General features: G+C 69.7%; 11 protein-coding genes. 2 read left to right on the top strand and 9 right to left on the bottom strand.

Annotated elements, in window-relative coordinates:
* Nucleotides 1–41: 41 nt before the first annotated feature.
* Nucleotides 42–1,388 carry a UDP-N-acetylglucosamine 1-carboxyvinyltransferase gene (gene murA, locus AQJ54_RS38435; protein ID WP_062031524.1) on the top strand — a complete coding sequence of 449 codons (1,347 nt, stop codon included), beginning with the start codon at nt 42–44 and terminating at the stop codon, nt 1,386–1,388.
* 354 nt (nt 1,389–1,742) lie between these two features.
* On the opposite strand, the gene AQJ54_RS38430 is transcribed toward murA, so the two are convergent.
* The 6 genes from AQJ54_RS38430 to AQJ54_RS38405 form a co-directional block, all read right to left on the bottom strand.
* Nucleotides 1,743–2,024, bottom strand: coding sequence for an HU family DNA-binding protein (locus tag AQJ54_RS38430; protein WP_007382399.1), 282 nt, complete (start codon nt 2,022–2,024; stop codon nt 1,743–1,745).
* A gap of 391 nt (nt 2,025–2,415) precedes the next feature.
* Nucleotides 2,416–3,831 carry an NAD-dependent malic enzyme gene (locus AQJ54_RS38425; RefSeq protein WP_062245686.1) on the bottom strand — a complete coding sequence of 472 codons (1,416 nt, stop codon included), beginning with the start codon at nt 3,829–3,831 and terminating at the stop codon, nt 2,416–2,418.
* Between the two features lie 303 nt (nt 3,832–4,134).
* Nucleotides 4,135–6,558, bottom strand: coding sequence for a HelD family protein (locus AQJ54_RS38420; protein WP_062245684.1), 2,424 nt, complete (start codon nt 6,556–6,558; stop codon nt 4,135–4,137).
* Nucleotides 6,559–6,621: 63 nt separating this feature from the next.
* Entirely contained in the window at nt 6,622–7,404 is a 783-nt protein-coding gene (locus tag AQJ54_RS38415) for an anti-sigma factor family protein (protein WP_279389315.1), read from the bottom strand.
* 47 nt (nt 7,405–7,451) lie between these two features.
* Nucleotides 7,452–7,973 carry a sigma-70 family RNA polymerase sigma factor gene (locus AQJ54_RS38410; RefSeq protein WP_010039908.1) on the bottom strand — a complete coding sequence of 174 codons (522 nt, stop codon included), beginning with the start codon at nt 7,971–7,973 and terminating at the stop codon, nt 7,452–7,454.
* Between the two features lie 319 nt (nt 7,974–8,292).
* Complete coding sequence (locus AQJ54_RS38405) at nt 8,293–8,877, bottom strand: CGNR zinc finger domain-containing protein (RefSeq protein ID WP_062245682.1); 585 nt, start codon at nt 8,875–8,877, stop codon at nt 8,293–8,295.
* Between the two features lie 212 nt (nt 8,878–9,089).
* Here AQJ54_RS38405 and AQJ54_RS38400 point away from each other — a divergent pair, with 212 nt between their 5' ends.
* Nucleotides 9,090–9,581 (top strand): anthrone oxygenase family protein, encoded by a 492-nt coding sequence (locus AQJ54_RS38400; RefSeq protein ID WP_062245680.1) that lies wholly within the window; start codon nt 9,090–9,092, stop codon nt 9,579–9,581.
* On the opposite strand, the gene AQJ54_RS38395 is transcribed toward AQJ54_RS38400, so the two are convergent.
* From AQJ54_RS38395 to AQJ54_RS45860, 3 genes are all read right to left on the bottom strand, one after another.
* Nucleotides 9,582–10,736 carry a uroporphyrinogen-III synthase gene (locus AQJ54_RS38395; RefSeq protein ID WP_062031536.1) on the bottom strand — a complete coding sequence of 385 codons (1,155 nt, stop codon included), beginning with the start codon at nt 10,734–10,736 and terminating at the stop codon, nt 9,582–9,584.
* Nucleotides 10,737–10,855: 119 nt separating this feature from the next.
* On the bottom strand, nt 10,856–12,238 hold the full coding sequence (locus tag AQJ54_RS38390; protein ID WP_062031538.1) for a nitrate/nitrite transporter: 1,383 nt from the start codon (nt 12,236–12,238) through the stop codon (nt 10,856–10,858).
* A gap of 927 nt (nt 12,239–13,165) precedes the next feature.
* Nucleotides 13,166–13,624: a hypothetical protein gene (locus tag AQJ54_RS45860; RefSeq protein WP_159055605.1), complete on the bottom strand. Its 459-nt coding sequence runs from the start codon at nt 13,622–13,624 to the stop codon at nt 13,166–13,168.
* Nucleotides 13,625–13,701 lie beyond the last annotated feature (77 nt).

The raw sequence follows: 13,701 nt of genomic DNA, 5'->3' as shown, positions 1-13,701 counted from the left end.
TCCCTTCTGGCCCCTGCCCGACTCATCGGAACGCGAGATACATGACCGTCAACGGCTCTGACGACGTACTGCTTGTCCACGGCGGAACCCCGCTGGAGGGCGAGATCCGTGTCCGCGGTGCGAAGAACCTCGTACCGAAGGCCATGGTCGCCGCCCTGCTGGGCAGCGAGCCGAGTCGACTGCGCAACGTTCCGGACATCCGTGACGTGCGGGTCGTACGCGGACTGCTGCAACTGCATGGCGTGACGGTCCGTCCGGGTGAGGAACCGGGCGAGCTGGTGATGGACCCGACGCATGTCGAGAGCGCCAACGTCGCTGACATCGATGCCCACGCGGGTTCCAGCCGGATCCCGATCCTGCTGTGCGGCCCGCTGCTGCACCGGCTCGGGCACGCCTTCATCCCCGGCCTCGGCGGCTGTGACATCGGCGGCCGGCCCATCGACTTCCACTTCGAGGTGCTGCGGCAGTTCGGCGCGACGATCGAGAAGCGCGCGGACGGGCAGTTCCTGGAGGCGCCGCGGCGGTTGCGCGGCACGAAGATCAAGCTGCCGTACCCGTCGGTGGGCGCGACCGAGCAGGTGCTGCTGACGGCCGTGCTCGCCGAGGGCGTCACCGAGCTCTCGAACGCGGCGGTGGAGCCGGAGATCGAGGACCTCATCTGCGTGCTCCAGAAGATGGGCGCCATCATCGCGATGGACACCGACCGGACGATCCGCATCACGGGTGTGGACCGGCTCGGCGGCTACAACCACCGCGCGCTGCCGGACCGTCTGGAGGCCGCCTCCTGGGCGTCCGCCGCGCTCGCGACCGAGGGCAACATCTACGTCCGCGGCGCGCAGCAGCGCTCGATGATGACGTTCCTGAACACCTACCGGAAGGTGGGCGGTGCCTTCGAGATCGACGACGAGGGCATCCGCTTCTGGCACCCCGGTGGCCAGTTGAAGTCCATCGCGCTGGAGACGGACGTGCACCCGGGCTTCCAGACGGACTGGCAGCAGCCGCTGGTGGTCGCCCTCACGCAGGCCACGGGTCTGTCGATCATCCACGAGACGGTGTACGAGTCCCGCCTCGGCTTCACCTCCGCGCTCAACCAGATGGGTGCACACATCCAGCTGTACCGCGAGTGCCTGGGCGGCTCCGACTGCCGCTTCGGCCAGCGCAACTTCCTGCACTCGGCGGTCGTCTCGGGCCCCACCAAGCTCCAGGGCGCCGACCTGGTCATCCCCGACCTCCGAGGCGGCTTCTCCTACCTGATCGCCGCCCTGGCGGCCCAGGGCACGTCCCGAGTCCACGGCATCGACCTCATCAACCGCGGCTACGAGAACTTCATGGAGAAGCTCGTGGAACTGGGCGCGAAGGTCGAACTGCCGGGCAAGGCACTCGGGTAGCCACCTGCCGCGTCGCGCCGGCCCGGGGCACTCCGCCGTCGGCTGGGGGTCCGGGGGTCATCCCCCGGGCAGGCACAGCATGGAGAAGCTCGTGGAGCTCGGCGCGAAGGTCGAACTGCCCGGCAAGGCACTCGGCTAGCAGTAAAGGCACTCGGCTAGCAGCAGTCGTAGAAACGCCGATGGGGCGGTCACCCGGACTCGGGTGACCGCCCCATCGGCGTCATCAGGGGCGCCCCTCAGGGGCGCGGGGAACTGCGCGGCCGGCCACGGCGGTCCCGTCAGCCGAAGGACGGCCCGCAGTCACCCGGCGCTCGAAGCGGAGCGCACAGTCACCCGGCGCTCGAAGCGGAGCGCTTACTTGCCCTTGGCGGCTTCCTTGAGCTTGGAGCCCGCCGAAACCTTGACGCTGTAGCCGGCCGGGATCTGGATCGGGTCGCCGGTCTGCGGGTTGCGCGCGGTGCGAGCGGCACGGTGGGTGCGCTCGAAGGTCAGGAAGCCGGGGATGGTGACCTTCTCGTCACCCTTGGCGACGATCTCGCCGACGGTCTCGGCGAACGCGGCCAGAACGGCGTCGGCGTCCTTGCGGGTCACCTCGGCGCGGTCGGCCAGCGCGGCCACCAGCTCACTGCGGTTCATGTTGTTACTCCCGTGTTCTTCTTGCCGTTGGGGTGTGCCTCGCGGCGGTGCCGCACACGAGGCACAGCGAAGCCGATGCGCTCGCGCCCAGGGACGCATCCTGCCCCTACCTGCTGCGGGAAAGCCAATCCGGCACCCGTAGGACTCGCATGAACACCCTAGGGGGTCACACGAACAGAGGCCTGGGCGTGGCGCCACCCTAGAGGGTGGCGCGAAGCGCCCGGTTCCGCGACGCGCCGGGCCGGAGGGCCACCGTGGCGATCCTCACAGCCGAACAAACATACGACGTCCACTGTAGACGCGGCGTCCCGGCACCGGCACGCGGGCCCCGGACCGTCGCCCTGGCGGCCTGGACCGTCGCCCTGACGGCCCGACCCGTCGCCCCGACGGCCTAGGCCGTCGCCCCCGCCGCCTTCGCCGCGTCCCGCACCGCACCCGCCACCGCGCCCGCGACCTTGTCGTTGAAGACGCTCGGGATGATGTAGTTCGGGTTCAGCTCGTCCTGGGTGACGACGTCGGCGAGCGCCTTCGCGGCCGCGAGCATCATCTCGGTGTTGACCGTCCGGGACTGCGCGTCCAGCAGACCGCGGAAGACACCCGGGAAGACCAGCACGTTGTTGATCTGGTTCGGGAAGTCGGAGCGGCCGGTGGCCACGACGGCCGCCGTCTGACGGGCGATCGCCGGGTCGACCTCGGGGTCGGGATTCGCGAGCGCGAACACGATCGCGCCCTCGGCCATGGCGGCCACGTCGTCGCCGTCCAGGACGTTCGGGGCGGAGACGCCGATGAAGACGTCGGCGCCGCGCACGGCCTCCTTCAGCGTGCCCGTCAGGTTCTCGGGGTTGGTGTTGTCCGCGATCCAGCGCAGCGCCGAACCGGGAGCGGCGTCCACGAGGTCCTCGCGGCCCGCGTGCACCACCCCGTGGATGTCGGCGACGACGGCGTTCTTGACGCCGGCCGCGATCAGCAGCTTGAGGATCGCGGTACCGGCCGCGCCGGCGCCGGACATGACGACCCGGATGTTCTCAATTGCCTTGCCGGTGACGCGAAGTGCGTTCGTCAGGGCGGCGAGGACGACGATCGCGGTGCCGTGCTGGTCGTCGTGGAAGACGGGGATGTCGAGGGCCTCACGGAGCCGGGCCTCGATCTCGAAGCAGCGCGGGGCGGAGATGTCCTCGAGGTTGATGCCGGCGAACCCGGGCGCGATCGCCTTGACGATCTCGACGATCTGGTCGGTGTCCTGGGTGTCCAGGCACAGCGGCCAGGCGTCGATGCCGGCGAAGCGCTTGAAGAGGGCCGCCTTGCCCTCCATGACCGGCAGGGCGGCCTTGGGGCCGATGTTGCCGAGGCCCAGCACGGCCGAGCCGTCCGTCACGACCGCAACGGAGTTCCGCTTGATGGTGAGGCGGCGGGCGTCCTCGGGGTTCTCGGCGATCGCCATGCACACGCGGGCCACGCCCGGGGTGTAGATCATGGAGAGGTCGTCGCGGTTGCGGATGGGGTGCTTGGACGCCATCTCGATCTTGCCGCCGAGGTGCATGAGGAACGTACGGTCGGAGACCTTGCCGAGGGTGACGCCCTCGATCTGGCGCAGCTCCTCGACGATCTCGTCCGCGTGCTTGGTGGAGCTGGCCGCGATCGTGACGTCGATCCGGAGCTTCTCGTGACCGGAGGCGGTGACGTCGAGGCCGGTCACCGAGCCTCCGGAGGACTCCACGGCGGTGGTGAGCTGCGATACGGCGGTTCCGCTCGCGGGCACCTCCAGCCGGACCGTCATCGAGTAGGAGACGCTGGGCGCCGTTGCCATGGCCGACTTCCTCTGCTTTCACCTGCGGAGCTGGATTGCCGTCCGATGGTCGCACCTACTGCCGGGTAGGCGTTAGCCGCCCCGGATTGCGAACGTTTTGTTCATGCGGCGGGCCATGAGAAAGAGGCCCACGTCACATGGACGTGGGCCTCTTCCTCAAGTCAGTGACACCGACCCGCCATGCTCGCCTCGCGGCAAGTGGTCCCTCTGAGGGACGAAGGTTGGGCCCGGGGGCTTGGATCGGGCCGGTGTCACATCCAGGCTAACAAACGGATCCCGAAAGACCATTCCCGTAGCGCGAGTTCAATCTCTCAGCAGATCGGGGACCCCTTCGGGGTTTGGCTGGTCCCGGTCCGCGGAGACGACCGTCAGCTGCTGGGTCGCGCGGGTGAGGGCGACGTAGAGCACGCGCAGTCCGGCCGGCGACTCGTCGGCGATCTCGGCCGGGGAGACGACGACCGTCGCGTCGTACTCCAGGCCCTTGGCCTCCAGGCTGCCGAGCGCGACGACCCGGTCGCCGAGTCCGGTGAGCCAGCGGGCCGCCTCCTCGCGCCGGTTCATGGCGACGACGACACCGACGGTCCCGTCCACGAGCCCGAGGAGACGGGCGGCCTCCTCGCGGACCGTCTCCCCCAGCGTCTTCCGCACGACCGTGAAGCGCGGCTCGACGCCGGTGGACCGGACGGCCCTCGGCGACTCGGCACCCGGCATCGCCAGCGCCAGCACCTTCGCCGCGAGGTCCGCGATCTCGGAGGGGTTGCGGTAGTTCACCGTCAGCTGGAAGCGGCGGCGGGGGCGGGTGCCGAGGGCCTCGTCGCGGGCCTCGGCGGCCTCGTCGGGGTCGGACCAGGAGGACTGCGCCGGGTCCCCGACGACCGTCCAGGTGGCGTGCCGGCCACGGCGGCCGACCATGCGCCACTGCATGGGCGTGAGGTCCTGGGCCTCGTCGACGATGACATGGGCGTACTCGACCCGCTCCTGGGCGAGCCGCTCGGCCCGCTCGCGCTGGGACTCCTCCCGCACCGGCATCAGCTCCTCCAGACCGGTGAGCTGGTCGAGCGGGTCCAGCTCGCGCCGCTTGCGCGGGCGGGCGGGGGCGCCAAGCACCGCCTGGAGCTCGTCGAGCATGGCGATGTCGTGCACGGTCAGGCCGTCGCGGCGCAGCGAGCGGGCGACCCTGCGGACCTCGCCGGGGTTGAGGATGCGGCGGGCCCAGCGGCCGAGGCGCCGCTCGTCGGCCATGGCGGCGAGGACGGCCTTCGGGGTGAGCTCCGGCCACCAGGCGTCGAGGAACTCGACGAAGCTGTCCTCGCTCGCGACGTCCTCGTCGAACGAGGACCGCAGCTCGGCGGCCAGCTCGGGATCGGTGTGCCGGCTGCCCGCCCCGGACCGCGCCCACAGCGCGTCCAGCAGCAGCTTGCGGGCCCGGGGCCGCAGCAGGTTGACGGGCGCGGTGCCGCCGAGAGCGGTGCGCCGGATCCGCTCCAGCTCGTCCGCCTCCAGCTCCAGCCTCCGCCCGAACGCGACCACGCGCAGCCGCGTGGGGGGCCCGGCCTTCGGGGATACGGCGGTACCGGCACCCTCCCCTTCCCCGTCGCCGCCGTCGAAGTCACCGGTGTCACCGAAGGAGAGTTGCCCGGAGTCGGAGGACCGGCCGGGGGTGCCGCCGGAACCCTCCGCGCCCAGCTCCAGCGCTCCCCGTGCCGCCTTCCGCAGCACCTTCAGCATCCGGTAGGAGCCCTTGGCGCGGGCCACGGCCGGGGAGTCGTACAGGGTGGCCTCGACGCCGTCGACCAGGGAGCCGATCGCCCGGATGGCGACCTGGCCCTCCTCGCCGAGGGAGGGCAGCACGCCCTCGGTGTAGGCGACCAGCAGGGGGGTGGGCGAGACGATGAGGATGCCGCCGGAGTAGCGGCGCCGGTCCTGGTAGAGGAGGTAGGCGGCGCGGTGCAGGGCGACGGCGGTCTTGCCGGTGCCGGGTCCGCCCTCGACGTAGGTCACGGACGCGGCGGGGGCCCGGATGACCAGGTCCTGCTCGGCCTGGATGGAGGCGACGATGTCCCGCATGGTGTGGCTGCGGGCCTGGCCGAGCGCGGCCATGAGGGCGCCGTCGCCGATGACGGGCAGTTCGTGGCCGTCGAGGAAGGCCTTGAGCTCGGGGCGCATGAGGTCGTCCTCGACGCCGAGGACCTTGCGGCCCTTGGAGCGGATGACCCGGCGTCGTACGACACGCCCGGGATCCACCGGAGTGGACCTGTAGAAGGGGGCCGCGGCGGGGGCCCGCCAGTCGATGACGAGGGGTGCGTACTCGGAGTCGAGGACCCCGATCCGGCCGATGTGCAGGGTCTCCGCGATGTCCGCGGTGTTGTCCTCGCGGACCGCGCCCTCGGCGGGTTCGACGGCGGTGTAGGCGCCGTCGGGGCCCTTCTTGCCGTCCTTGCCGAGGAGCAGGTCGATACGGCCGAAGAGGAAGTCCTCGAACTCGTTGTTGAGCCGGTTCAGGTGCACTCCGGCCCGGAAGACCTGGGCGTCCCGCTCGGCGAGCGCGCCGGGCGTGCCGACCTGGCCGCGCTTGGCCGCGTCGTTCATCAGGAACTCCGCCTCGTGGATCTTCTCCTCGAGGCGCCGGTAGACCCGGTCCAGATGTTCCTGTTCGACGCCGATCTCGCGGTCCCGAATCGAGTCCTGAACCGAGCCGACCGCGGATTGTTGAGCCTGAGCGGCCACCGGGCCCCCTTCTGACGTGCTGGGCAGCCGTCAACCGTACGCGAAGGGGGGCCCGGCGGGAAGTTACGCGTCGACCTGGACGAGCTTGTTGCCGTCGGAGTCGACGACCTCGAAGTGGTCGATCTCGTTCTGGGCCGGGGCGACCGCACCGCCGATGTAGAGCGGCTTCTTGGACTCCTCGGTCTTCCCGTTCGGGATGCCGTAGCCCCACTTGCCGACGGACCAGGTGGAGGCCGTCCAGCGCTCGCCGTTGGTGCCCACCGCGATCAGGGAGCACTTGAGCGGTCCCTTGACGCCCTTGAGCTCCAGGCCGAGGGAGGTGCCCCAGTTCTTCTGCGCCATGGCGACGGTCGCGCTGACGCCGGTCTTGGAGTCGGTCGCCGACACCTTGTCGGGCATGGAGTTGAAGAGTTCCTGCGGGGTGGCCGCGAGGACCTGGCCCGACTTGGACCCGCCGCCCGAGTCGCCGCCGCCGCTCACCGCGGTCGCGACGATCGGACCGCCGATGATCAGCGCGGCCGCGGCAGCGACCATGTACATGCTGCGGCGGCGCTTCTGGGCGCGGCGCTCCGCGACCTCGTCCACGAGCTTGTTGACGATGCGCGGGCTGGGCTTGGCGGAGAGCGACTCGCCGATCGCGGGGGTGCCGGAGCCCGGCAGGTCCGCGAGGGCGGCGAGCATCGGTTCCATACCGGCCAGCTCGTCGAGCTGCTGGGCGCACCATTCGCAGGTCGCGAGATGCGCCTCGAAGGCGGTGGCCTCGGCGTCGTCGAGGATCCCGAGAGCGTAGGCGCCGACGGTCTCGTGCTCGTTCGGCACCGGAGATCCCATCATGGAACCAGACATACCCGAACCACCTGTGCCGAATCCCTGGTTACCCCCGTACACACTCATCACGCCGTCACCCCCCGCTCCTCCAGTGCGAGCTTCATCGACCGCAGGGCATAGAAGACCCGCGAGCGGACGGTGCCACTGGGAATGCCCAGTGTCTCGGCCGCCTCGTTGACGGTACGCCCCTTGAAGTACGTCTCGACGAGCACCTCCCGGTGGGCCGGGGTCAGGTCGTCGAGCGCGTCCGACAGCGTCATCAGCCACAGCGCCTTGTCGATCTCGTCCTCCGCGGGGATGACCTCCAGCGGTGACGGATCGACCTCCTGCGGCCGGGCCTGCCGGCTGCGGTGTCCGTCGATGACGATGCGCCGGGCGACCGTCACCAGCCAGGGGCGTACCGATCCGGTCGCTCGATTGAGCTGTCCGGCGTTCTTCCAGGCACGGATGAGTGTTTCCTGCACCACGTCCTCGGCTCTCTGGCGGTCACCCGCGACCAGACGAAGGACGTACGCAAGGAGAGGTCCGGCGTGCTCCCGGTACAGGGCACGCATCAGCTCCTCATCAGGTTCCGAGGGCTGGGACATGCGATGTCGGGCCCTCGATCCACGTTCATTGGCCACGACAGAATCCTTGCGCACGCCCACCTCCGATGTCCGGGGGTTCCCCCAGTCGGTCGCTCGACGAGGGGTACGGACGGGAGGGGTCGGGTGTTCAAAGTGCGACGACAGTTTTCTTCCGAGTGACGTGACGAGACGGGACATGCGTGCACATTCCCGCCGCTCGATCTTCACATTTCCACCACACGGGCCGGGTCGCCACTACGGCCCGTAAGGTTGAGCGAGTAAACAACATGTAATCGAAATCACTTCGACACCCCCTCCACAGAAGGGACATAACGACCAGTCAGCTGCGCGAGAGTGCCGCGCGCCGACGATGCCGGGCCACTCTTTCCCGGTTTCCGCACACCTCACTGGAGCACCAGCGCCTCCTGCGTCCCCGAGACGTATCGAGGTACACGATGGGGCAGTTGTCCCCTTCGCACTCTCTGATCGCGGCCCGCGCGACGGGGTCCGTGAGCAGCTCCACGGCATCCCTGGCGACGGCCCCGAGCAGGGCCGCGCAGCCCGGCGGAGCGTCCAACTCCCGCACCAGCGTGCCGTCCTCGGCGCTGACCGCGCACGGGGCCGGGGGCGCGGCCCGGGCGGCCTCGTTGACGTGGGCGAGCGCGAGGTCGTAGCCGGGTCCCGGGGTGCCCCTGACCAACCGGTCCGTCCAGCCGCGCAGTTCACGGAAGGCGACCAGCCAGGAGGGGTCCGTGTGGACCAGCGAGGTTCCCCGCGGCACCAGACCCGAACCGACGATCCAGGCGCACAGCACCTCCGTCGAGTCGAGGCGTTCCTCGGGGTGGGTGGTCGCGAGGAGGTCGAGACAGATCCGACCGGCGTCGAACCGCAGCTCGTACGCGACCGTGGCCGTACCCAGTGCCATGTGCCTGTCACCGCCTAGAGGGGTGCCCCGGCCGGAAGGGGTCGGTGAGGTGCTTCAAGGCTGTGCCGTGCTGTTCCGGGGCTCCCTCCCACAGTGCCCTCCCGTCCTCCCCGCCGGTAGCCCTCGTACCGGGACGGACCCTGGACGTTCCCGCATGGGGCCGCGCGTCTCGACGATGTCCGGCCACCCGCGGGCCGCCTTCACTGGGAGCCATGACACAGACCACCAGCAGGAGCGGCCGACTCGTCCTGGGCGCGGCCACGGTCACCACCGGACTGATCGCCGGGGCCTTCTACGTCTTCGCGTGCGGCGTGATGCCGGCCCTGTCCCGCAGCGACGACCGCGTGTACGTCCAGGTGATGCGTGACATCAACGACGTCATCCAGAACCCGGTGTTCCTCCTGGGCTTCCTGGGCGCGCCGGTCCTCACGGCGGTGGCGGCGTGGCAGGCGCGGGGTGGGCCCCACCGACGGTGGGTGTGGGCGGCCCTCACGACCTCCGCCCTGGCCTTCCTGGTCACCGTCGCCTTCAACATCCCCCTCAACGACGCGCTCACGGGCGACGGCTCCTACGGCGCGCTCCGCGAGGAGTTCGAGGATCCGTGGGTGGTGTGGAACGGGGTGCGGGCGGGGTTGCTGACGGTGGCGCTGGGGCTGCTGGTGAAGGCCACGGGGAAGGCAGGTGCCTCTCCCAGGACCGACTGACTAGGCGTCCGCGTACTTCGCGTCGGCCGCCGGGTCCAGGGCCAGCCGGTAGCCCCGCTTCACCACCGTCTGGATCAGCTTCGGCGCCCCAAGGGCCGTCCGCAGACGGGCCATCGCCGTCTCCACGGCGTGCTCGTCGCGGCCCGCGCCCGGCAGCGCCCGCAGGAGGTCCGCGCGGGAGACCACCCAGCCCGGCCGCCGGCACAACGCCCGCAGCAACGACATGCCCGCCGGCGGCACCGGCCGCAGCGTCCCGTCGACCAGCACCGCGTGGCCCCGGATCTCCACCCGGTGACCTGCGATGGGCAGCGCGCGGGCGCGCCCGGGCAGTTCCTGGCACAGCAGCTGCACCAGGGGTCCGAGCCGGAAGCGTTCGGGCGACACCGTGTCCACCCCCCGCGCCTGCAACGGCAGCGCGGTGACCGGGCCGACACAGGCCGGCAGCACGTCGTGGTGGAGCGCGGCGAGCAGCTCGGGCAGCAGGCCGCGGGACTCGGCGCGCGACAGCAGGGATGCGGCGGCGGGCGCGCTCGTGAAGGTCACCGCGTCCAGCCCGCGCGAGACGGCGGCGTCCAGCAACCGGTCCACCGGCGCGAGGTCCTCCGGCGGCATCCACCGGTACACCGGCACCCCGACGACCTCCGCTCCTCCGGCCCGCAGCGCCTCCACGAACCCGGGCAGCGGCTCCCCGTGCAGCTGGATGGCGACGCGGCGGCCCTCGACGCCCTCTTCGAGCAGCCGGTCGAGCACCTCGGCCATGGACTCGGAGGACGGCGACCACTCCTCCGTCAGCCCGGCGGCCCGGATCGACCCCTTGACCTTGGGCCCGCGCGCGAGGAGTTCCACCCCCCGCAGCCGGTCGAGCAGCGCCTCCCCGAGCCCCCACCCCTCGGCGGCCTCGACCCACCCCCGGAACCCGATCGCGGTGGTGGCCACGACCACGTCCGGTGCCTGGTCGATCAGGTCCTTCGTCGCCGCCAGCAGTTCGCTGTCGTCGGCGAGGGGCACGATCCGCAGGGCCGGCGCATGCACTACGGCGGCCCCGCGGCGCTGGAGCAGCGCACCGAGTTCGTCCGCCCGACGCGCGGCCGTGACGCCCACGGTGAAGCCCGCAAGCGGGCCGTGCTGCTCTACTGGCTGCTGTTCCTCGTACATGGCTCTCGTCCCGCACTCGAGTCGTAGTACCTGCTCGTACCCGGTCGTTCCTACATGGCGACCGAGCCTGTCAACGGCTCGTGACAGGCTCGGTTCCGGTTCATGTCGTCGGTGTTACGTCACACCTCGGCGTAGCTGAGCTGCGGCTTCGCCTCCGCGGCGGTCACGGCCTGCCCCTGGGGGGCGGTGCGGCGAAGGTATACGGCCCAGGTGATGCCGAAGCAGAGGGCGTAGTAGGCGAGGAAGCTGACGAAGGCGCCGGTGCCGGAGCCGCTGCTGAGGAAGGACTGGCGGAAGGCCAGGTTGATGCCCACACCGCCCAGCGCGCCCACCGCGCCGATGAGGCCCATGGAGGCACCGGAGAGGCGCCGGCCGTAGAGCACGGCCTCCTCGCCCTCAAGACCCTTGGCGAGGGCCTTGTTCTGGAAGATGCCGGGGATCATCTTGAAGGTCGATCCGTTGCCGAGGCCGCTGAGGACGAAGAGGACCACGAAGACGCTGACGAACAGCGGCAGCGACTTCTCCATGCTGGCGACGATCAGGACGCCGGTGGCGGCCGCCATGGCGACGTAGTTGTAGAGGGTGATCTTCGCGCCGCCGTACTTGTCGGCGAGCCAGCCGCCGAGCGGGCGGATCAGGGAGCCGAGCAGCGGGCCGATGAAGGTGAGGTAGGCGGCCTGGAGCGGCGTGCGGCCGAACTGGACCTGGAGGACCTGCCCGAAGGCGAAGGCGTACCCGATGAACGAGCCGAAGGTTCCGATGTACAGGACTGACATGATCCAGGTGTGGCCGTCGCGGGCGGCGTCCTTGGCGGCGCCGGTGTCGTTCTTCACGGACGAGAGGTTGTCCATGTAGAGCGCGGCGAGGGTGGCGGCGACGAGGATCAGCGGGATGTAGATCCCGAGGAGCAGGCGCGGTCCGCCGCTGGCGCCGATGATGGCGAGCGCGATCAGCTGGATGACCGGGACGCCGATGTTGCCGCCGCCGGCGTTGAGCCCGAGCGCCCAGCCCTTCTTCCGGAGCGGGAAGAAGGCGTTGATGTTGGTCATGGAGGAGGCGAAGTTGCCGCCGCCGATACCGGCCAGCAGGCCCACCACGAGGAAGGTGGAGAAGGAGGTCCCGGGCTTCATCACCGCGAAGGCGGCGACGGTGGGGATGAGCAGCAGACTGGCCGAGATGATCGTCCAGTTCCGGCCGCCGAAGAGGGCGACGGCGAAGGTGTAGGGCACGCGGACCACGGCACCGACGAGGGTCACCATCGAGGTCAGCAGGAACTTGTCGGCCGGGGTCAGCCCGTACTCCGGGCCCATGAAGAGCACCAGCACGGACCACAGGGTCCAGATCGAGAACCCGATGTGCTCGGAGAGGACGGAGAAGTAGAGGTTCCGCTTGGCGACCTTCTCTCCGGTCTCCTTCCAGAAGGTCTCGTCCTCCGGATCCCACTGCTCGATCCAGCGGCCGCCCCTGTTCTGGGGTGCGGGGGCTGTACTAGGGGCTGTCATGACGCCTCCACGGTGCGACGGGCTCGGGTTCCTGCTCCCTGACTGACCCCGAAGGTAGGGAGGACGCGTTTCCTGCCTGTGTTTCACCGGGTGACCGGAAAGGAACGTTGCTCTCACCCCGGGGAGGGGCGGGATGAGAGGTCGTGGGCACTTTGTGTTACCAAACCCTCCGCGTCAGTGGTCACCGCCCTGAGAGGCGCCCTACTCCTCGACGTGCTCCTCGTCATACTCCTCAAGAATCCGCAACCCGAGGTCCGACTCCCAGTCGAGGGCCCATTGCCGCAGCTCAGCGATGTCGTCGAGGCCGAGCCCGCAGGCAGCGAACTCCTCGTCACTGACCCATACGACGCTCTCCAGACGCTCACGCAGCTCGACGGGGCCGACCTCACCCAGCTGCTACAGCTCGATGACGGAGTAGTACCGGCAGGCGGCGTGCACGTCGATCACGTCCTGGGGGAGGCCGCGGTCGAGGAGGGGGCGCATCAGAAGGGGGGTGAGGCGAGCGTCGCCTCACCCCCCTCTATACAGAGCGGGTCCGTACTGAGTGGAGCATCGTCCACTGCCGGACCTCACATCCCTCTTCCCCACACCCCGGTCCGAAGAGTCCGCCCCAGCGACCCGTCGCCCCACGCATCGGCAAGCTCCTGCACATGGAAGGGTCCACACCCACCCACGACACCCCTCTAGGCGGCAGAACGCGATCGCCAGGAGGCCGGGTGAAGGGAACGGGGATGTAGGGGTGACCGTCCTAGACCGCGACCCGCAGCCGCCCCCACTCCAGTGCCGTCAGCCTCAGCGATTCGGGTCCATTGGCGAGCAGCTAGGCGTTGGTATCCGCTGACGCTGCCGTCAGCGTTGCCATCAAACGCCATAGGAGCCCCTGTCGAATGATCTATTCGGCGGGGCGCCTATTTCATGCGGGACGCATCACACCGGGATGTCGAACCCTAGAGCGCTTGAATATCGACTCGCCCACACTTTGGCCGACGCCAGAATATCCATCGACCTTCCGTTCGACAAGCGAATCGGCCCCTGCTTCAGCCGACCCTGAATTTTGGACTCCAAGTCGAGGGCGCCCATATCACGTGCCAATAGCAGAGCCTGTACGAGGCGAGCTGGATAGTTGGCCACGGGAAGCCAGGCATAGAGATTGCCCCGCTTTACATCGCCAGAAGAAGAAAGCAGTACACACAAGTCGGTGCGATCAGCTACGAAGTGAGTCGCTCGCCCCAACCCATCCCGAAGAAACTCCTCCACCAAGCCGTCTACCGCCTGAGGCCACGGCATCTCGTTACTTGAGCTACGAATCGGCACAGACATACGCCCGTACTTCTCCAGAGCTGGGCCGAACTTGGCGTCCCCCACGTTCATGTGCCAGGACAGCATACCCGCAGTGTCCTTGGAGACCCACCCGAGGTACGCCAGATCCTCCGACTCCCACCGCACTTCACCCCGCCGCGACA

This window comes from Streptomyces griseorubiginosus (assembly GCF_001514195.1).
GTDB lineage: Bacteria > Actinomycetota > Actinomycetes > Streptomycetales > Streptomycetaceae > Streptomyces > Streptomyces griseorubiginosus.
The sequence above is the reverse complement of the archived record's forward strand: the minus strand, read 5'-3'. Positions and strand labels throughout refer to the sequence as shown.